This window comes from Pseudomonas sp. LBUM1655, from assembly GCF_059716085.1.
This window is the reverse complement of record NZ_CP166801.1, coordinates 4,576,765-4,594,318: the sequence shown is the minus strand read 5'-3', so window position 1 is coordinate 4,594,318 and position 17,554 is coordinate 4,576,765. Positions and strand designations below refer to the sequence as shown.

Genomic DNA, 17,554 nt, shown 5'->3' with positions numbered 1-17,554 from the left:
CGACGTCCTCCATGACGATCTATGCTCAAGGGTAGTCGCTGCATTTTTCATTGCCGGTGTGTTTTCTTTTCAGGATGAGTCGTCGCATCTGCATGGGTCAGGACAGCGCTCAGGTTTGTTTCGCAAGCGCTTGTTTCGGCCGCGATTTTTTAACGTTTAAAACCGTCAGGCGGTGTATCATTGCGCCCGTCAGCCCCGCCGGGGCTTATGGAATACCTCCATGGACTTACCCAGTAGTTACTCAGTAACCCGTTTCACCAATCATGAATTGACTGATTGATCCTTCCGGCGTGCCCCGCTGCTGGGAGTGGAGTTCGCCTATGTCTGAAATCGAAGTAAAGAAAACACAGGAAAGCCTGCAGGATCGCCTGGCTCAAGTCGTTGAGCTGCTGCAGCGTCAACGGGTTGTTGAAGACCTGACTCATCGCCAGGAAGGCGCGCATCACGACCGGGTGGAAAACCTGGTTCACCGGCAAAATCTGGTCGAGCTGCAACGCAAGCTCGATGATCTGCACTCCGCCGACGTCGCCTACATTCTTGAAGCCTTGCCGCTGGACGACCGTCTGACGCTCTGGCAACTGGTCAAGGCCGATCGCGACGGCGACATTCTTCTCGAAGTATCCGATTCCGTCCGTGAAACGCTGATCGCCGACATGGACGATCACGAGCTCCTGGCTGCCGCCAAGGACATGGATGCCGACGAACTCGCTGACCTGGCCTCCGAGCTGCCGCGAGACGTCGTCCACGAGCTGATGGAGAGTCTGGATAACCAGCAGCGCGAGCGCGTGCGTTCGGCCCTGTCCTATGACGAGGAACAGGTCGGTGCGCTGATGGACTTCGAGATGGTGACGATCCGTGAGGATGTCAGCCTCGAGGTGGTTCTGCGTTACCTGCGCCGTCTCAAAGAGCTTCCTGGTCACACCGACAAACTGTTCGTGGTCGATTACGACGGTGTGCTCAAGGGTGTGCTGCCGATCAAGCGTCTGCTGGTCAACGATCCGGATAAGCAGGTGGCCGATGTCATGGCCAGTGATCCGGTGAGTTTCCATCCCGACGAAGACGCCTACGACGCCGCTCAGGCGTTCGAGCGTTACGACTTGATCTCCGCCCCGGTGGTCGACAAGAACGGCAAGCTGATCGGTCGTCTGACCATCGATGAAATGGTTGACCTGATCCGTGAGGAGAGCGAAAGCGAAGTCCTCAACATGGCCGGTTTGCGCGAAGAGGAAGACATCTTCGCTTCCGTGTGGAAATCGCTTCGCAACCGTTGGGCGTGGCTGGCGATCAACTTGATCACAGCGTTCATCGCTTCCCGGGTGATCGGCCTGTTTGAAGGCTCGATCGAGAAGCTGGTAGCGCTCGCGGCTTTGATGCCGATCGTGGCCGGTATTGGCGGCAACTCCGGTAACCAGACGATCACCATGATTGTGCGCGCCATGGCGCTCGATCAGGTCAGTACCGGCAACACTTCGCGCCTGATGCGCAAAGAGTTGGCAGTGGGGCTGATTAACGGTCTGGTCTGGGGCGGGGTGATCGGTGTGGTCGCTTACCTGCTCTACGGCAGTTGGTCACTGGGCGTAGTGATGACGGCGGCGATGACGCTTAACTTGTTGCTGGCGGCGCTGATGGGGGTGTTGATCCCGATGACCCTGGCGAAGATGGGCCGCGACCCGGCAATGGGTGCCAGCGTGATGATCACCGCAATGACGGACAGCGGTGGTTTCTTCATCTTCCTTGGTCTGGCGACCATCTTCCTGCTCTGATCGGCTGTAAACAAAAAGCCCGCCAATCGGCGGGCTTTTTTGTGTTCGCGAAAACTCAAATTCCAGGCAAAAAAAAGCCAGCAATCATGCTGGCTTGAGATGCTCGGTATGACTCAGGACGCGTCTGCGGCCATTTCGGCGTCATGGGCGATCAAGGACACCAATGCGTTCTGCTGACGGTGAGACAGCTGACGGAAGCGTTGCAGCAGCTCGCGTTCGTGCAACGACAGCTCGGGGCTGTCCAGGCGCATGCTCAGCTCTTCGCCCAATGCACCTTCCTGAATAAGACTCTGCTCAAGGCGCGCAATGATCTCGGAGTTCATGCTGCGATGATGATTGCGAGCCACCTCGGCAATGCGTTCACGCATTCCGTCTGGCAGACGTACGACGAACTTGTCAGCCGTACGGCTGGAATAAATTGCCTGTTTCAATGGGCGCATATATTTAACCGGTTAGTTCAGGGGAGCGGTTCTCGGGATTGGCCGCAGGATGTGTGGTAGGACAAGCATCCGCGCCAAATGGTTCAACCTGAATTGTTAAGAGGCCCGCATCATGCCTCAAAATTGCCAGATCATTGGCGTCAATTCTGTGACAAATATTGAGCCGGGTAAAGGCGTAATGCCAGCACCAATTATCAGAAATGCGGACTGGTTTGAAAACTTTGCCTTCGCCCGCATCATTGTCCGCTTACTGGTACACATCAATTGATGTCCGAAGACCTCAGAACGTGCATCCTATGCGGCGTTCGATCCGTGATCCTTATCTGTACAGGATAGTGGCAATTTGCCGATTTACTAGCGTTGAAGCAGGCCGGAGGGCGTTTTCAAGATGGATGGCAGGCTTATTTATCTGATGGGACCGTCCGGGTCAGGCAAGGACAGCCTGATTGACGCTGCGCGCGAGCCACTGCGCGAATTGAACTGTTCAGTGATGCGCCGGGTAATCACGCGCTCGGCCGAATCGGTAGGCGAGGACGCGATCGGTGTAACGCCAGAAGAATTCGAAAAGCGTAAACGCAGCGGTGATTTTTCCCTGGCATGGCAGGCCAATGGACTTGCCTATGGCATCCCGGTGGAAATGGACGAATGGTTGAAAACCGGAAGGCATGTATTGGTGAACGGCTCTCGCGCCAACCTGCGCCAAGCGCTTGAGCGATACCCGACACTGCTGCCGGTTTTGTTGACGGTGAAGGATGAAGTATTGCGTGAGCGCCTACTCAGACGCGGCCGAGAAACGATTGACCAGATCGACGCAAGGCTTGCCCGCAACGGGTTGTTCAAGGACAGGAGATCAAGTGATGCTCCTGTTCACCTGATCGACAACTCGGGCGCGTTGACTGACGCCGTCAATCAATTGCTGGATTGGGTAAAAATCAACGCAATACCGGATCAAACTTGATCCTGCGCCCGGCAACCAGTGCCAGCACGAACAACACCGCAAACATGCCGCAGCCAACCAGGGGCAGGGTGACTTCGGTTTCCTCGAACAGCGAAAAATGCACGACGCCACTCAATAAGGCGAGGATCAGAAATCCTGCTGCTGATTTGGACATGCTGTACTCCTGAAGATATTTCAAAAAACCAGACGTTCGGTAACAAGTGCTGGCAAAGCCTGCTGAGGTTCGCTGACCGCTTGCGGTGCGAAGCTCTGATCGCTCAACACCGCCAACTGCGGCGCCCTCTGCACCTGCAAGTAGTGCGGCATGCGCTGGGCGACCGGCTCAGCACCCTCGGGGATAAAGTGGAAGCCCACCAAAACGGCCAATGCGATTGCGTTTGCAAGCAAGAGAGTGCTGTTCATGGGACGGTGCTCCGGTTGTTCTTCTATGGAACAGACAAAGCAGCCGTCGTGCCAACAGTCTAACCGCTGTTAAGTCCTTTAAAAACAAGCATTTGGAAGGATTTTTCGGAAGGTTCGGGTTGCAATCTGCAATGATGGCGTTTTGCAGGAGTGCAAAATGCACGGTAAATTTTCCCGCAGCATTGCAAGGTGCCTGCCTACACTTAAAAAGCCCCACGGACGACATGACAAATCAGGGCTCGGCCGTTAACATGCACGCCGTCCGTCGCGCAGCGTTCAGCCCGTGACAACCCCCGTGTCTCAGTAGCTCAATTGGATAGAGCATCCCCCTCCTAAGGGGAAGGTTGGCAGTTCGAACCTGCCCTGGGACACCATCAAATTCAAACAGAAAGCCCCGGTGCAATTTCGATTGCACCGGGGCTTTTTGCAAGCCGTGTGTTTCCAGCTTCAGATTGCTTTTGGCAGCGCGCGCCTTGTCATTTGGCTAGTTGTCACCGTTCTCCTCGAACGTGCCAATCGAAGTGCTTACCTCGGCCTTCGAAGCTTTTGTGCAGTCCATTCCGGCCGCCGCTACGTGCTGGATAAACAGCAGCGCACAGGCGGATACGATGTAGCGTCCTTTGATGTACACGAGGTCAGCCTTGTATTGAAATGTGGGCAGGCGCGCAGGGTAATCGCAGTGAGAGGAATCTTGAAGCGCCCGCTTCAGAGAACGCCACTTGTGGCCGATAACCCAAACGGTGAGTTCAGACTCGCGCGAAATCGCTTGATGGCATTTGGCCGGCGGCTATCATCTGCGCGCCTGAATTTTGCCTCGGTTCATCTACTTCAATTGCCTGGAAATCCTCGATGCTGTCGTATCACCAAAAGAGTTTTCTGATCGTCGATGATTTCTCGGATTTCCGCAGTTCCGTGCGCTCGATGTTGCGCGAGCTGGGGGTCAAGGACGTGGACACCGCCGACACCGGTGAGCAGGCGCTGAAGATGTGTGCGCAGAAGTCCTACGATTTCATCCTGCAGGATTTCCATCTCGGCGATGGCAAGAAGAACGGCCAGCAGGTCCTTGAAGACCTGATGTCGGAAAAGCTCATCAGCCACGAAGCCGTGTTTGTCATGGTGACGGCCGAAACCAGTCAGGCGATGGTGCTCAGTGCTCTGGAGCACGAGCCGGATGCGTACCTGACTAAACCGTTCAACCGTTCCGGCCTGGCCCAGCGGCTGGAGCGTCTGGAGCAGCGCAAGACGTTGCTCAAACCGATTCTGCAAGCCCTCGACCGTGGCAAGCCGGCCGAGGTGCTTAACGCCTGCATCGCTCTGTGCAAGCAGGACATCCGTTATTCGCCGCTGTGCCTGCGCTACCGCGCCGATGCCTTGCGCGACATGAACCAGAACGAAGCACTGGAACGTCTCTACGACAGCATCATCGCTGACCGACCGTTGCCGTGGGCGTTTGCCGGGTTGGGCAAACTGCTGTTCAAGCGTGGGCAAGTGGCGCAGGCCAAAGGCGTCTACGAAAAAGCCTTGAAGGTGTTCCCGATGATGCCGGCGCTGTATGACGGCATGGCCGATGTGCTGGTTTCCGAGGGCGACACCAAAGGCGCGCAGCGGGTGCTGGAAGAGGCGATTCGCCTGTCGCCGCTGGCCGTGCGCCGGCAGGCATTGCTCGGCAAGCTGGCGATGGCTAACGAAGATTTTGATACCGCCTCGCGGGCTTATCGCCAAGCTGTGTCGCAGGGCGCGCAGTCGCGCTTTAAAGACCCGGAAAGCAATCTCGGCCTGGCCCATGCGCTGATCAGCAAGGGCAGTGAGCGCGGTCTCGACACGCGCACGCGCCTGGAGATCAACACCACCCTAAGCGCCGTGGCCAAAGAGAACCCGACCGACCCCGGTTTGCAGATTCGTGCGCGTTTGATGAAAGCCACCAGCCTGCTGCTGAACGATGCTGAAACCGCCGACAAGCTCACCGAGCAGGCGATGATGCGTCTCGACGGCATGGAGCAGTTCATGAGTCCGGAAGCGGCGCTGCTCGTCGCCAAACAGTTGCAGATGCTCGGTCAGGCCGAGGCGGGCACTTCTATGCTCAAGAGCTGTGCGGAAATCTACGGCGATGATCCGGCGGTGATGAAAGACATCGCCAAGCTCACCGATGACCCGACGATTCTCAGTTCCAGCAATGCCGCCGCCGACCTCAACCGTCAAGGCGTGCGCGTGTACAAGACCGGCAACCTGGTGGAGGCCCGCGAGGTGTTCCGCAAGGCGCTGAAGATGCAACCGAAGAACATCAGTATCGCGCTGAACATGGCTCAGTCGCTGCTGCACGGCACCGACACCAGTGTGCTGTCGGCGGAACTGGAAGAATGTCGGGCCTGCCTGAAACTGGTTGGCCTGATGCCCGATACCGACGCGCGTTACTCGCGTTATCAGAAGCTGAAAAGCAAGGCGTTTGGCGAATGAACCACTCTGATCCGGCTTTGGATTTTTCCACGGTGATCGCCTCCACCGTTCATGACATGAAGAACTCGCTGGCCATGCTGATGCAGGCCCACAGCCAATGGCTGGCGCGCTTGCCCCAAGAGCTGCGCTCCGGCACGGAGCAGGGGGTGATCGACTTCGAGTTCGCCCACCTCAACGGCATGCTGGTGCAGTTGCTCGGGCTGTATAAGCTCGGCGTCAACCAGATGCCGCTGCAACCGGCCTATCACGAACTGGATGATTTCATCGAAGCACAACTGGCGGCGCATCAAGAGGTGTTCGCCAGTCGCGCAATTGTCGCGACGTATGAAGTCGATCCGCTGAGCCCGCTGGGTTTCTTCGACCGTGAACTGATCGCCTCGGTGCTGGGCAACTGCATCAACAACGCCATTCGTTATGCCCGTGAGTCGCTGCTGATCACCGTCAGCGACGAGGCCGGGCAATTGGTGTTGAGCATCAACGATGACGGCGACGGTTACCCGGCCGAGATGCTCGAACGTCAGGCCGATTACGTGCAGGGCATCAATCACAGCAGCGGCAGCACCGGGCTCGGCTTGTATTTCGCGGCTCGTATTGCGGCGTTGCATCAACGCAATGGTGTTGAAGGGCGCACGGAAATCCGTAACGGCGGCCCGCTGGGCGGTGGGGTATTCAGTCTCTACCTGCCGTGATGCAGGCTTTTTGCATGACGCTGCTTGATATTCCGAACAGGCGGAGCCTATTTTGTTCGGGTCGCCGTTCGCGGCTCGCACAACAACAAGGATTGCGTCATGACAACCGATGGCCAGCGTTCACTCGCGCAGCGATTGACGGGCATTGATGAGATTGAATGTGTCACGCCGGATTTGAATGGCGTACCGCGCGGCAAGGTGATGACCGCCGAAGGTTTCCTCGAAGGGCGACGCTTGCAGTTGGCGCGGGGAGTGCTGCTGCAATGCATCATGGGTGGATATCCTGCGGCGCGGTTTTACGGCAGTGATGATGGCGACCTCGCATTGGTCGCCGACCCTGGGCAGATTCATCCTTTGCCATGGAGCGACGAGCCACGCGCCCTGGCGATTTGCGATGCCGACGAACTGACCGGCGAAAGCTCCAACCTGTCGACCCGTGGCCAGCTCAAAAAAGTGATCGCCCGTTACGCGGCGCGAGGCCTGGCGCCTGTGGTGGCGACCGAGCTGGAATTCTTTGTTTTCGCCCCGAACACCGATCCGACTCAACCGTTCCGCCCGCCAGTTGGCCTCGACGGCCGCCGCGAGGATGGCTTGTCAGCCTTCAGCGTCAGTTCCAACAACGGTCTGCGGCCGTTTTTCAGCGAAGTTTATAAATGCATGGCGGCCCTCGGTTTGCCGCGCGATACCTTCATGCACGAGATGGGCGTCAGCCAGTTCGAGATCAACCTGTTGCACGGTGATCCACTGTTGCTGGCCGATCAGACGTTCCTGTTCAAGCATCTGCTTAAGGAAGTCGCGCTCAAACATGGCTTGACCGTGGTGTGCATGGCCAAACCGCTGGCGCACACGCCGGGCAGTTCGATGCACATTCACCAGAGCATCGTCGAAATTGCTACCGGCAAGAACGTTTTCAGTGACGAGAAAGGTGAGCCGACCGCAATGTTCCGCCATTTCATTGGTGGGCAGCAGGCGGGCATGGCCGACTTCACTGCGCTGTTTGCACCGAATGTGAACTCTTATCAGCGTCTGTGTCACCCGTACGCTTCGCCGAATAACGCTTGCTGGTCGCACGATAACCGCGCTGCAGGGCTGCGGATTCCGGCCAGTGCGCCGGTTGCCCGTCGGGTCGAAAACCGTTTGCCGGGCGCCGATGCCAACCCATATCTGGCGATCGCCGCCAGTCTGGCCGCGGGTTTGCATGGGATCGAGCATGAGCTTGAACCGAGCGAACCGATTCAGGGCGAGTTCGCGGTGCCGGATAATCTTTCGTTGCCGTGTACCTTGCATGCCGCGCTCGAACGTCTGAAACGTAGCCAATTGGCCAGGGAACTGTTCGGACAGGAGTTCATCGAAGGCTACATCGCTTCGAAGACCATGGAGTTGACCAGCTTCTTTGATGAGATAACTCCCTGGGAACGGCGTGTTCTAGCAGCCCAGGCCTGACGAACCGTCGCCATAGGGCTATCGTTTTGGTAGCCCGATATTCACTGCAAGGAGCCGCTCGGAACGCCGATGCGCCAAATCTGGAAATCCTTTCGAGCGCTGTATTTCGCCTCGCTGATGATGTTGATCGGCTCGGGCCTTTTGTCTACTTATCTGGCATTGCGCCTGGCCGCTGACAATGTCGATGGGCTGTGGGTCGGTGCGCTGATGGCGGCCAACTATTTCGGTCTGGTACTGGGCGGCAAGATCGGTCACCGGCTGATCGCCCGGGTTGGGCATATCCGTGCATATTCAGCGTGTGCCGGGATCGTCGGCGCGGCGGTGCTGGGCCACGGTCTGGTGGACTGGTTGCCGGCGTGGCTGGTGCTGCGGACGATTGTCGGTCTGGGCATGATGTGCCAGTACATGGTGATCGAGAGCTGGCTCAATGAGCAGGCCGACGCCAATCAGCGCGGCCTGGTGTTCAGCGGCTACATGATCGCTTCGTATCTGGGGCTGGTGCTGGGTCAGTTGATTCTGGTCATGCACCCGGGCCTGGGCCTGGAACTGCTGATGCTGGTCGCCCTGTGCTTTGCGCTGTGTCTGGTACCGGTGACGCTGACCCGGCGGATTCACCCGGCGCCGCTGCATCCGGCACCGATGGAGCCGCGTTTCTTCATCAAGCGTGTGCCGCAATCGTTGAGCACGGTGCTCGGTGCGGGTCTGATCATCGGCTCGTTCTATGGTCTGGCGCCGCTGTATGCCTCGCAGCAGGGGCTGTCGACCGAGCAGGTCGGTCTGTTCATGGGTAGCTGCATTTTTGCCGGATTGCTGGTGCAGTGGCCGCTGGGCTGGTTGTCCGATCGCTATGATCGGGCGCTTTTGATCCGCTGCTTTGCCGGGTTTCTCGCGGTGGCGGCCTTGCCGCTGGCGATCCTGCCGCAGGTGCCGCTGGAGGTGCTGTTTGTGGTCGGCTTCCTCTGTTCGCTGGTGCAGTTCTGTCTGTATCCGCTGGCGGTGGCGTTTTCCAACGACCACGTAGAGGGTGATCGCCGGGTGTCGCTGACGGCCATGTTGCTGGTGACTTACGGGGTTGGCGCCAGTATCGGCCCGCTGGCCGCTGGTGTGTTGATGAAATTCTTCGGCAGTCAGAGCCTGTACGCGTTCTTCAGCTTCTTTGCACTGGTACTGGTGTGGCGCATCCGTCCGAAAGCCGTGACCAATCTGCATCAGGTCGATGACGCGCCGCTGCATCACGTGGCGATGCCGGACAGCATGTCCAGCTCGCCGCTGGTGGCGGCCCTCGACCCGCGTGTTGATGAGCAGGTGGTGCAGGAGCAGATGCAGAATACGGTCACGCCGGAACCAGAACCAGAACCTGAGATAGAACCGGAGTCTGAGCCGGCAGTAAGTCCGGATGACGACAGCGACAAACCCACCCCGGATATCAGTGGCGCCAGGCCTTGAAGCATCGCCGGAAGTAAAAAAGGGCAGTCCCGCCAAGGACTGCCCTTTTCATTTGCATGTTCGAATCACATGTCGTCTTTATCGAAACGCCGTGCTTCACGCTGCAACTGATAGACGAAGCGTTCAACGTTACGTGCCGCCTGACCACTGATGTTGTGGAAGCGCAGACCGGCAAACGTGATGTTGAGTTTTTCTTCGAAGTGCAGATAACGCAGTTCTACGGAGACCGGCTGATTGCCGAACAGCGGCGGGGCGATCATGCGGTCGTAGACCTGGCCCAGTTGCAGGCGCTCGGTGATGTCACCTTCAAAGCGCAGTTTGCAACCGGTGGCGGAAATATCCAGCAGCTTGCCGTTGATTGGCGCCTTGAGCTTTTCACCGCCCAGTTCGACGCCGACCAGGTCGGTCAGCTTCAATGCGGCGCGGAAGGCGTTGCGGCGTTGGTGGTAAACCACCTCGGTCGGCAGCTCGCCAGTGTAAAAGCGGTCGCCGTCGGATTCTTCGATGTTCAGCGTGCCGGTGCATTCCCAGGCAATGCGTACACCTTCATGAAAACCTTCGATCTTGAACGGTTCGCCGGCGAGCAAGAAGCGCTCGCCATCGCGCGGGATCATTTCGTCCAGAGCCATTGATGCGGTGTCGCGGTCGACTTTGATCAGGTAGGTCTGGAAACGCTGGCTGCGTTCATGGAACGTGATGATCAGCGGGTCGTGGCTATCTTGCAGCTGGCGCAGGTTGCTGGAGATTTCCAGTGACGTGGTGAGCACCTTTGGGGGCTGCGGAGCATCATCCGCGCTTAGCGTGTTGGACACGGTTTATCACTCTCCAGACAAAATATGACAACTGGCCAGTATTTTGCCAGTATGTTTCGCGAGTTGATAGGGCTGGCGCATCAACGGCTCATGCCTGGCTGAATGTACGCGGCTTGGCGGGTTTGGCAAAAGTGCCGCTGGCGTCATACAGCGCTGGCGGTTCGCCCCCGTTGAGGATTTTCAGCTGATTGGCCGTGGCGGCCTGCTGTACCTGGATCGACTGGCCATTGTTGACGTTGGCCGCCTGGCATTGGGCGATGAGGTCAGTCAACAAGTCGCTCTTGCTGAGCAACTGCTCGCCGATGCTCGACTGGCTGGCGAGTTGCTCGAGACCCTGCCGATTGGTCGGCAGGTTGAGGCTGGCGAGGATTTCGCTGCGTTTGCGGCCATGCTGTTCAAGCAGAATGATCAATGCCTGTTTGCGCGCCAGAATTTCTTCCAGCAGTGGCATGTCGCGACCGTGCAAGGCGAGGGATTCGGTTTGCAGTAACTCCAGCAATTGTTGAGCTGGAGCAAAGTCGTCGATGATCAGTTGCAGTAAATTAGTGTCGTGCATGGCTGGCCTTGGGTTTTAAGCGTCCAAAAGCCTGGCGCAGGCAAAAGCCTAGCGCTGGGCTTCGAAGTTGAGCAGTTTGCTGGCTACACGGTTGCTGTCGACTTTATAGCTGCCATCGGCAATCGCGGCTTTCAACTCGGCCACACGGGCTTTGTCGACAGCAGGTTGATCGCGCAGCTTGTCAGTGACCTTCTGCAACTGTTGAGCCTCATTGCTGAGGTGTACCGATTCCCCGCTCTTTGCGGTACTGGCCGATTCGGCCTGGGTATTCAGCGGCGCGGAGGTGCCGGTTTCGGCGGTTTCCTTGGCGTTGCTGGTACGTGTACTGCCCGTAAGTGACGAGGAGCTGTTCAAACGGCTGAAATCGATGACCATGATAAAAACCTCTGGGAATTTGGACGCTTGCCATGTTTTCGGCCATCCCCTGGAAAACTTTAGGCCCATTTATCAATGAGCTTGCATGCGCCGGCGCGTGTCCTGCTGCGGCACAGTTTAGGGAAGCGACGGGGTCCGCGCCAGTTTTCTCATCAGCGTTTTACATGGACACTTCCACCTGGCCCGGCGCGGTGACCTGCGCCTTGATGACTCGTTGGGAGTTAAGGTTTTTCACCCGGATCTGTTCTTTCAGGCCGCCATTGGCCAGGGCTTCACCGGGCATGCGCACGGCGAGCGTGCCGCTGCGGGCGGTGATGACCACTTGATCACCCTTGCGCACGACTTCGGCCTGTTCCAGATGCACCAGGGTAATGACCTGATCAGCGACCGTTGGTCGGGTTAATTTTTGCCCGATCGCTTCGTCCACCGACGTCAAGAAACCTTGATTGATCACGCTGACGTCGCGCTCGCGCAAGGTCACGTCCTGAGGTTCGATTATCCCGGCGCGTTTGAGCGGTCGGGTGGTGGTCACAATCTCGCGAAACAGGCGGACTTGAGCGGGCACGAACACCGTCCAGGGCGAGGCGCCTTCACAGCGAACCTTCACGGTTACCCGGCCCAGCGGACGTGCCGGACTCTCCAGAGACGCTGTCAATTCCTTGTCGCACATAGGCATGCGCATACGGGGGTCGAGCTGGTTGACTTCGATTTCGTAGCGGCCTTCCGTTTGACTGGTTGCCAGATAGTCTTCTACGGTGAACTCAAGAAAGCCCTGAGTGACGCCGATAAGCATGTCAGGCAAGGTAACCGCATCAGCAATGGCAGGGCTGCCGGCGAAGAAGAAGCAAACGGCGGACACCGCGCAAAGCCCTCTGCGAAGGGGAGATGTCAGGCGTCGGAAAAATGTCGTTTGAGCGTTCATACGAGTTAAAAAGCAAGCGCCGTGCCGTTTAGCAATGAATGTGCGTCGCAACAACACTTGGCGTTGGTGTAGGAGTCTGGGCATGGCTGGTGTAATGGATTCGGTGAACCAGCGCACGCAACTGGTAGGGCAGAATCGCCTGGAGCTGTTGTTGTTCCGTCTCGACGGCCAGCAGCTCTATGGAATCAACGTGTTCAAGGTGCGGGAAGTGCTGCAATGCCCGTCGCTGACGTTGATGCCCAAGTCCAGTCCTGTCGTGTGCGGGGTGGCGAATATCCGGGGGGCGACCATTCCGATCCTTGATCTGGCAATGGCGACCGGTTCCGGGGCGTTGAAAGACAAGAAAAATCCGTTCGTGATCATCACGGAGTACAACACCAAGACCCAGGGATTCCTGGTCCGCTCGGTGGAGCGCATCGTCAACATGAACTGGGAAGAGATCCATCCACCGCCCAAGGGCACGGGTCGCGATCATTACCTGACCGCTGTGACTCGGGTGGACAATCAGTTAGTCGAAATCATCGACGTCGAGAAGGTACTGGCCGAAGTTGCGCCAACGCCGGAAGCGATCTCGGTGGGTGTGGTTGATGTCGAGACGCAGACCAAGGCGTTGTCGCTGCGGGTGCTGACCGTCGATGACTCGTCGGTGGCGCGCAAGCAGGTCACGCGTTGCCTGCAGACGATCGGCGTCGAAGTGGTGGCGTTGAACGACGGCAAGCAGGCGCTGGATTACCTGCGCAAGCTGGTCGACGAGGGCAAGAAGCCGGAAGAAGAGTTCCTGATGATGATCTCCGACATCGAGATGCCGGAGATGGACGGGTACACCCTGACGGCGGAAATCCGCGGCGACGCGCGCATGCAAAAGCTTCATATCATCCTGCATACTTCGTTGTCCGGGGTATTCAATCAGGCGATGGTCAAGAAAGTCGGTGCCGATGACTTTTTGGCCAAATTCCGTCCTGATGACCTGGCATCCCGGGTAGTCGACCGGATCAAAGCAGCAGATATCAGCTAGGGGCCTTTTGTCCCTGGCGGTCAACACGATTTAAGAGGCGGCATCATTGTCTACGGGTAATTTGGATTTCGAACAGTTCCGGGTCTTCCTGGAAAAAGCCTGTGGCATTTTGCTCGGTGAAAACAAGCAGTACCTGGTCTCGAGCCGTCTCAACAAACTGATGGAGCAGCAAGGCATCAAGTCACTGGGTGAGCTGGTCCAGCGCATCCAGACCCAGCCGCGCAGCGGTTTGCGCGAGCAGGTGGTCGATGCCATGACGACCAACGAAACCCTGTGGTTTCGTGACACCTATCCGTTTGAAGTCTTGAAGAACAAGGTGCTGCCCGAGGCCATCAAGGCCAGCCCCAACCAGCGTCTGCGGATCTGGTCGGCGGCTTGCTCGTCGGGGCAGGAACCGTACTCGCTGTCGATGTCGATCGACGAGTTCGAGCGGACCAACCTCGGCCAGTTGAAGATGGGCGTGCAGATTGTTGCCACGGACTTGTCCGGCCTCATGCTGAACAATTGCAAGACCGGCGAGTACGACAGCCTGGCGATCGGGCGCGGTTTGTCTGCCGATCGTTTGCAGCGTTACTTCGACCCGAAAGGGCCGGGGCGCTGGGTGATCAAGGCGCCGATCAAGAACCGGGTGGAGTTTCGCTCGTTCAACTTGCTCGACAGCTATGCCGCGCTGGGCAAGTTCGACATCGTGTTCTGCCGCAACGTGCTGATCTACTTCTCCGCCGAGGTGAAGAAAGACATCCTGTTGCGCATTCACAGCACGTTGAAGCCGGGCGGTTATCTGTTCCTTGGCGCTTCCGAAGCGCTGAACGGTTTGCCGGATCATTACCAGATGGTCCAGTGCAGCCCGGGGATCATTTACCAGGCGAAATGATTGCATCGGCAACACAAAAAAACGGGAGGCCCTCAAAGCCTCCCGTTTTTTTATGCCCGATGATTCTGCTTCATGTAGGAGCTGCCGAAGGCTGCGATCTTTTGATTTTGTTTTTGAAGATCAAAAGATCGCAGCCTTCGGCAGCTCCTACAGGGCAAGGGCAGGGCTGAGAGCGGCAGAAAAGCGGCATCTGGCGGAAACCGGTTGCCGCTTTTCTGGCATTGCCGCTTTGCCGATGCCCGGCAAAGCCCCGGTTTATGGGGACTTCTCGCATTGGCACGCCGCTTGCTAAAGCTCAGTTACGAAAAACCGGTCACCCGAAGGTTCCCGACATGAGCATCAGCTTCGATAAAGCGCTCGGCATTCACGAAAAAGCCCTGGGCTTCCGCGCCCAGCGTGCCGAAGTCCTGGCCAACAACATCGCCAACGCCGATACCCCGAACTACAAGGCGCGGGATCTGGAATTCTCCAAAGTGCTCGAAGCACAGACCGAGAAAACCAAGAGCGGTGGCACGTTTGCCCTGAACATGACCAACAGCCGTCACATCGAGGCTGAAGGACTGGGCAACGGCGACGAGTCGCTGATGTATCGCACGCCGATGCAACCGTCGATCGACCAGAACACCGTGGATGCACAACTGGAACAGTCGAATTACGCGGAAAACGCCGTCGGCTTCCAGGCCAGCTTCACGCTGCTCAACAGCAAATTCAAAGGGCTGGTATCAGCCCTGCGCGGAGAGTAATCCATGTCCCTGTCCAGCGTTTTCAACATTGCCGGTAGCGGCATGAGCGCACAAACCACGCGTCTGAACACCGTGGCTTCGAACATCGCCAACGCCGAAACCGTCTCTTCGAGCATCGACCAGACCTACCGCGCCCGTCACCCGGTGTTCGCCACCATGTTCCAGGGTGGCCAGAACAGCGGCAGCAACTCGCTGTTCCAGAGCCAGGATGCGGCCGGTCAAGGCGTGCAGGTACTCGGTGTGGTCGAAGACCAGAGCAACCTCGAAGCGCGTTACGAGCCGAACCATCCGGCCGCTGACGGCAAAGGCTACGTCTACTACCCGAACGTCAACGTGGTGGAAGAAATGGCTGACATGATTTCCGCGAGCCGTTCCTTCCAGACCAACGCCGAAATGATGAACACCGCCAAAACCATGATGCAGAAGGTACTGACCCTCGGTCAGTAATAAGGGGCGACTGCCATGAGTGTTTCCGATTCCACCAGCGGCGTAAGCATCAAAGACGTTCTGGCCAATTCTTCGGTCAAGACCGGGACGACCACTGATGGTCTGGCTGCGGCCACCAACAGCGCCACCGGCAAGCAGGCTTTGGGCAAAGATGCCTTCCTGCAACTGCTGGTCACCCAACTGAAGAACCAGAACCCGCTCGATCCGCAGGACAACAGCGAGTTCGTCGCTCAGTTGGCGCAGTTCAGCAGCCTGGAAGGCATCACCACGCTGAACGACACCGTCACCGGCATTGCCGGCAACTACAACTCCTCGCAAGCATTGCAGGCGTCGTCGCTGGTTGGCCGTTCGGTCATCGCGCAGACCGACAAGGCTGTAGTCGACACCAGCAAAAGCCTCAATGGCACCGTCGTGGTTCCGGCCTCTGGCGCAGTTTCGCTCTCGATCAAAGATGCCGATGGCAAAGTCGTGCGCACCATCGACATGGGCACCCAGAAAGCCGGCAACGCCAGCTTCATCTGGGACGGCAAGGACGCTTCCGGTGCGGTCGCGAAGGCGGGCACTTACACGTTCACCGCCAGCGCCACTTACGACGGCAAGGCCACTTCGCTGGTGACTTACCTGCCAGCGACCGTCAACAGCGTGACCATCAGCCAGACCGGCGGTGAGTTGATGCTGAACCTGGCGGGCCTGGGCAGCGTTGCGCTGTCCAAAGTACAAACCATTGGTATATAGAGCCGACTAACCGGCACAAAGGAGTGGAATATGTCTTTCAATATCGGCCTTAGCGGTCTCTATGCTGCCAACAAGCAACTGGACGTGACCGGCAACAACATCGCCAACGTTGCGACCACCGGTTTCAAATCGTCCCGTGCAGAATTCGAAGACGTGTACTCGGCCACTCGCCTGGGTACCGGTAGCAAAACCGTCGGTAACGGCGTGCGTCTGGCCAACGTTTCCCAGCAGTTCGGCCAAGGTGATGTGAGCAACACCGGCAACGTGCTGGACATGGGTATCCAGGGCAACGGTTTCTTCATCCTCAGCGACAACGGTTCCCTGAGCTACACCCGCGCCGGTGCATTCAAGACCGACGCTGAAAACTACGTGGTCGATAACAACGGTAACCGTCTGCAAGGTTACGGCGTTGATGCCAACGGCAAGATCATGACCGGCGTGCTGACTGACCTGAAGATCGACACTTCGGCCCTCAAGCCGAACGCGACGTCCAAGATCGATCAGACCATGAACGTGAACTCGGAGGACACCTTGCCTACCGTGACCACGTTCAGCCCGACTGACCTGAACAGCTACAACAAGCTCATTTCCACGCCGGTCTACGATACTCAGGGTAACGAGCACCGCATGGATCAGTACTACGTGAAAACGGGTACCAATGCCTGGCGCGTCTACACCTACATGGATGGTCGTACCCCATCGGATCCGGCCAACAACACCCTGACACCGATGACCCACGACCTCACGTTCAACTCTGATGGTTCCATCGCGACCCTGACGGCGGGCGCTGGCTGGACCAAAACCGGCAACACCCTGACCATGAGCGGCTGGATTCCAGGTGTGGTGACCAACGCGACGACCTCGCCAGTGACCTGGGGCCCGAACGGTTCCAAGGCCAACTCGACCGGTATCGCGTTCAACACCGCGTTGACCACGTCCTATAACGCTCCGACCGCGCGTACTGCGCAATATCAGGACGGTTATGCGACTGGCCAGATCTCCAGCCTGACCATCGATTCGACCGGTGTGATGACGGCTAACTTCAGCAACCAGCAGACCAAGGCGATTGGTCAGGTGGCGGTGGCGAGCTTTGCCAACGAGCAGGGTCTGCAGCCGATTGGCGGTACGCGCTGGAAGGAGACGTTCGCGTCGGGTGTGGCCGGGGTTGATTCGCCGAAGACCGGTACGCTGGGTTCGATCGTGTCGAACTCGCTGGAAGAGTCGAACGTTAACCTGACCAATGAGCTGGTGGATCTGATCAAGGCGCAGAGCAACTATCAGGCGAACGCCAAGACCATCTCCACCCAGAGCACCATCATGCAGACCATCATTCAGATGACTTGATGCTGGTTGGCGCTGCATAAGAAGCCCCTCGTGAGAGGGGCTTTTTTTTGCCTGGTGGAATCAGGATCAAAAGATCTTAAAAGGCAGGCAAAAGAAAACCCCCGACAATCCAGAGGACTGATCGGGGGTTTTCAGG

19 protein-coding genes and 1 tRNA gene are annotated in these 17,554 nt (G+C 57.8%); 13 read left to right on the top strand and 7 right to left on the bottom strand.

Annotation, left to right across the window (positions count from 1 at the left end; all coding sequences use genetic code 11):
* Window positions 1–320: 320 nt before the first annotated feature.
* Window positions 321–1,763, top strand: coding sequence for a magnesium transporter (mgtE, locus tag ACA074_RS20545; protein WP_187679273.1), 1,443 nt, complete (start codon window positions 321–323; stop codon window positions 1,761–1,763).
* A gap of 113 nt (window positions 1,764–1,876) precedes the next feature.
* Here the strand turns inward: mgtE and ACA074_RS20540 are convergent, their stop codons facing one another.
* Window positions 1,877–2,203, bottom strand: coding sequence for an Arc family DNA-binding protein (locus ACA074_RS20540; protein WP_003178899.1), 327 nt, complete (start codon window positions 2,201–2,203; stop codon window positions 1,877–1,879).
* Between the two features lie 388 nt (window positions 2,204–2,591).
* On the opposite strand from ACA074_RS20540, the gene phnN reads away from it, so the two are divergent.
* Window positions 2,592–3,161 carry a phosphonate metabolism protein/1,5-bisphosphokinase (PRPP-forming) PhnN gene (gene phnN / locus ACA074_RS20535; RefSeq protein ID WP_497677683.1) on the top strand — a complete coding sequence of 190 codons (570 nt, stop codon included), beginning with the start codon at window positions 2,592–2,594 and terminating at the stop codon, window positions 3,159–3,161.
* Here the strand turns inward: phnN and ACA074_RS20530 are convergent.
* Together ACA074_RS20530 and ACA074_RS20525 are read right to left on the bottom strand one after the other, a co-directional pair.
* Complete coding sequence (locus tag ACA074_RS20530; protein WP_497677682.1) at window positions 3,136–3,315, bottom strand: PA3371 family protein; 180 nt, start codon at window positions 3,313–3,315, stop codon at window positions 3,136–3,138. The two genes, phnN and ACA074_RS20530, sit on opposite strands and share 26 nt — an antisense overlap.
* A gap of 20 nt (window positions 3,316–3,335) precedes the next feature.
* Window positions 3,336–3,563: a hypothetical protein gene (locus ACA074_RS20525; protein ID WP_497677681.1), complete on the bottom strand. Its 228-nt coding sequence runs from the start codon at window positions 3,561–3,563 to the stop codon at window positions 3,336–3,338.
* Between the two features lie 297 nt (window positions 3,564–3,860).
* Here ACA074_RS20525 and ACA074_RS20520 point away from each other — a divergent pair.
* The 5 genes from ACA074_RS20520 to ACA074_RS20500 all read left to right on the top strand — a co-directional run bounded on the left by ACA074_RS20520 (window position 3,861) and on the right by ACA074_RS20500 (window position 9,595).
* A tRNA-Arg gene (locus ACA074_RS20520) sits at window positions 3,861–3,937 on the top strand.
* A gap of 475 nt (window positions 3,938–4,412) precedes the next feature.
* Window positions 4,413–6,017 carry a response regulator gene (locus ACA074_RS20515; RefSeq protein ID WP_401271943.1) on the top strand — a complete coding sequence of 535 codons (1,605 nt, stop codon included), beginning with the start codon at window positions 4,413–4,415 and terminating at the stop codon, window positions 6,015–6,017.
* Entirely contained in the window at window positions 6,014–6,706 is a 693-nt protein-coding gene (locus ACA074_RS20510; protein ID WP_401271942.1) for a sensor histidine kinase, read from the top strand. Before ACA074_RS20515 ends, ACA074_RS20510 begins: the two co-directional genes overlap by 4 nt.
* 201 nt (window positions 6,707–6,907) lie before the next feature.
* Window positions 6,908–8,149 (top strand): glutamine synthetase family protein, encoded by a 1,242-nt coding sequence (locus tag ACA074_RS20505; RefSeq protein ID WP_497679339.1) that lies wholly within the window; start codon window positions 6,908–6,910, stop codon window positions 8,147–8,149.
* Window positions 8,150–8,218: 69 nt separating this feature from the next.
* Window positions 8,219–9,595, top strand: coding sequence for an MFS transporter (locus ACA074_RS20500; RefSeq protein ID WP_497677680.1), 1,377 nt, complete (start codon window positions 8,219–8,221; stop codon window positions 9,593–9,595).
* A gap of 65 nt (window positions 9,596–9,660) precedes the next feature.
* Here the strand turns inward: ACA074_RS20500 and ACA074_RS20495 are convergent, their stop codons facing one another.
* From ACA074_RS20495 to flgA, 4 genes are all read right to left on the bottom strand, one after another.
* On the bottom strand, window positions 9,661–10,407 hold the full coding sequence (locus tag ACA074_RS20495) for a flagellar brake protein (protein ID WP_489878957.1): 747 nt from the start codon (window positions 10,405–10,407) through the stop codon (window positions 9,661–9,663).
* An 88-nt stretch (window positions 10,408–10,495) separates the two neighbouring features.
* A complete protein-coding gene (locus tag ACA074_RS20490) occupies window positions 10,496–10,963 on the bottom strand; it encodes a flagella synthesis protein FlgN (RefSeq protein ID WP_401271939.1) in 468 nt (155 codons plus the stop codon).
* Window positions 10,964–11,011: 48 nt separating this feature from the next.
* On the bottom strand, window positions 11,012–11,338 hold the full coding sequence (gene flgM, locus ACA074_RS20485; protein WP_187679263.1) for a flagellar biosynthesis anti-sigma factor FlgM: 327 nt from the start codon (window positions 11,336–11,338) through the stop codon (window positions 11,012–11,014).
* 160 nt (window positions 11,339–11,498) lie between these two features.
* Window positions 11,499–12,260, bottom strand: coding sequence for a flagellar basal body P-ring formation chaperone FlgA (flgA, locus tag ACA074_RS20480; RefSeq protein ID WP_497677679.1), 762 nt, complete (start codon window positions 12,258–12,260; stop codon window positions 11,499–11,501).
* Window positions 12,261–12,342: 82 nt separating this feature from the next.
* Between flgA and ACA074_RS20475 the strand changes: the two genes are divergently transcribed.
* From ACA074_RS20475 to flgE, 6 genes are all read left to right on the top strand, one after another.
* Complete coding sequence (locus ACA074_RS20475) at window positions 12,343–13,275, top strand: chemotaxis protein CheV (RefSeq protein WP_103304087.1); 933 nt, start codon at window positions 12,343–12,345, stop codon at window positions 13,273–13,275.
* Window positions 13,276–13,321: 46 nt separating this feature from the next.
* Window positions 13,322–14,149: a protein-glutamate O-methyltransferase CheR gene (gene cheR, locus ACA074_RS20470; RefSeq protein ID WP_463555402.1), complete on the top strand. Its 828-nt coding sequence runs from the start codon at window positions 13,322–13,324 to the stop codon at window positions 14,147–14,149.
* 332 nt (window positions 14,150–14,481) lie between these two features.
* On the top strand, window positions 14,482–14,892 hold the full coding sequence (gene flgB / locus ACA074_RS20465) for a flagellar basal body rod protein FlgB (protein ID WP_187680887.1): 411 nt from the start codon (window positions 14,482–14,484) through the stop codon (window positions 14,890–14,892).
* A 3-nt stretch (window positions 14,893–14,895) separates the two neighbouring features.
* Window positions 14,896–15,339, top strand: a complete 444-nt coding sequence (gene flgC / locus ACA074_RS20460; protein WP_187680888.1) for a flagellar basal body rod protein FlgC — start codon at window positions 14,896–14,898, stop codon at window positions 15,337–15,339.
* A 15-nt stretch (window positions 15,340–15,354) separates the two neighbouring features.
* Window positions 15,355–16,074: a flagellar hook assembly protein FlgD gene (gene flgD, locus ACA074_RS20455; protein WP_401271937.1), complete on the top strand. Its 720-nt coding sequence runs from the start codon at window positions 15,355–15,357 to the stop codon at window positions 16,072–16,074.
* 30 nt (window positions 16,075–16,104) lie between these two features.
* The gene (flgE, locus tag ACA074_RS20450) at window positions 16,105–17,418 is read left to right on the top strand and encodes a flagellar hook protein FlgE (protein ID WP_497677678.1); all 1,314 of its coding nucleotides are present in this window, start codon (window positions 16,105–16,107) and stop codon (window positions 17,416–17,418) included.
* Window positions 17,419–17,554 lie beyond the last annotated feature (136 nt).

Coding starts and splice junctions, on each gene's coding strand:
- mgtE (WP_187679273.1), top strand. CDS start 321: ATGTCTGAAATCGAAGTAAAGAAAACACAGGAAAGCCTGCAGGATCGC.
- ACA074_RS20540 (WP_003178899.1), bottom strand. CDS start 2,203: ATGCGCCCATTGAAACAGGCAATTTATTCCAGCCGTACGGCTGACAAG.
- phnN (WP_497677683.1), top strand. CDS start 2,592: ATGGATGGCAGGCTTATTTATCTGATGGGACCGTCCGGGTCAGGCAAG.
- ACA074_RS20530 (WP_497677682.1), bottom strand. CDS start 3,315: ATGTCCAAATCAGCAGCAGGATTTCTGATCCTCGCCTTATTGAGTGGC.
- ACA074_RS20525 (WP_497677681.1), bottom strand. CDS start 3,563: ATGAACAGCACTCTCTTGCTTGCAAACGCAATCGCATTGGCCGTTTTG.
- ACA074_RS20515 (WP_401271943.1), top strand. CDS start 4,413: ATGCTGTCGTATCACCAAAAGAGTTTTCTGATCGTCGATGATTTCTCG.
- ACA074_RS20510 (WP_401271942.1), top strand. CDS start 6,014: ATGAACCACTCTGATCCGGCTTTGGATTTTTCCACGGTGATCGCCTCC.
- ACA074_RS20505 (WP_497679339.1), top strand. CDS start 6,908: ATGACCGCCGAAGGTTTCCTCGAAGGGCGACGCTTGCAGTTGGCGCGG.
- ACA074_RS20500 (WP_497677680.1), top strand. CDS start 8,219: ATGCGCCAAATCTGGAAATCCTTTCGAGCGCTGTATTTCGCCTCGCTG.
- ACA074_RS20490 (WP_401271939.1), bottom strand. CDS start 10,963: ATGCACGACACTAATTTACTGCAACTGATCATCGACGACTTTGCTCCA.
- flgM (WP_187679263.1), bottom strand. CDS start 11,338: ATGGTCATCGATTTCAGCCGTTTGAACAGCTCCTCGTCACTTACGGGC.
- flgA (WP_497677679.1), bottom strand. CDS start 12,260: ATGAACGCTCAAACGACATTTTTCCGACGCCTGACATCTCCCCTTCGC.
- ACA074_RS20475 (WP_103304087.1), top strand. CDS start 12,343: ATGGCTGGTGTAATGGATTCGGTGAACCAGCGCACGCAACTGGTAGGG.
- flgB (WP_187680887.1), top strand. CDS start 14,482: ATGAGCATCAGCTTCGATAAAGCGCTCGGCATTCACGAAAAAGCCCTG.
- flgC (WP_187680888.1), top strand. CDS start 14,896: ATGTCCCTGTCCAGCGTTTTCAACATTGCCGGTAGCGGCATGAGCGCA.
- flgD (WP_401271937.1), top strand. CDS start 15,355: ATGAGTGTTTCCGATTCCACCAGCGGCGTAAGCATCAAAGACGTTCTG.
- flgE (WP_497677678.1), top strand. CDS start 16,105: ATGTCTTTCAATATCGGCCTTAGCGGTCTCTATGCTGCCAACAAGCAA.